The organism is Agromyces humi, from assembly GCF_009720255.1.
In the GTDB taxonomy this organism is placed as follows: domain Bacteria; phylum Actinomycetota; class Actinomycetes; order Actinomycetales; family Microbacteriaceae; genus Agromyces; species Agromyces humi.
Window position 1 is genome coordinate 1 of the sequence record NZ_WJSP02000721.1, and the last position, 748, is coordinate 748.

Below are 748 nucleotides of genomic sequence, written 5' to 3' on the forward strand. Positions count from 1 at the left end.
GGGCGTCGAGGGCGGCGTGGTCGTCGGATCGGTGACCTCCGGCGGCACCGAGAGCTGCCTGCTCGCCGTGAAGTCCGCCCGCGACGTCTGGCGCTCGGCGCGCGCGGGGAGCCCGCGGACGCCGCGGCTGGTCGCCCCGGTCACCGTGCACGCGGCGTTCCACAAGGCTGCCGAGTACTTCGGGCTCGCCCTCGACCTCGTTCCCGTCGACCCGGCCACCGGGACGCTCACGCCGGCCGCGATCGAGGAACGGCTCGGCGACGACGTCGCGCTCGTGGTGATCAGCGCCCCGTCGTACCCGTTCGCGAGCCTCGACCCCGTCGCCGACGTCGCCGCGATCTGCGGCGCGCGTGGCATCGCACTCCACGTCGACGCCTGCATCGGCGGCTTCGCCCTCGCGTTCTGGCCCGATCACCTCCCGGCCTGGGATCTCGCGGTCCCGGGCGTCACGAGCCTGTCGGCCGACCTGCACAAGTACGGCTACGCGCCGAAGGGCGTGTCGGTGCTGCTGACACGCGGCCGCGACCGGCAACGCCACCAGTACTTCGCGACCACCGGCTGGCCGGGGTATCCCGTGGTCAACCCGACCATGACGGGCTCGAAGCCCGCCGGGCCGCTCGCCGCCGCATGGTCGATCAGCGAGGCGCTCGGCGAGCCGGGATTCGCCCGGCTCACGGCGCGTGCCGCACGCGCGACCGGGGAACTGCGCACGGTGGTCGAGGGCATCGAGGGGCTCCGCGTCGTCGGC

1 protein-coding gene is annotated in these 748 nt (G+C 74.6%); it reads left to right on the forward strand.

What is annotated here, in order from left to right:
* On the forward strand, positions 1 to 748 hold a 748-nt coding region (locus tag GH736_RS23775; RefSeq protein WP_159607561.1), incomplete at both ends, for an aminotransferase class V-fold PLP-dependent enzyme.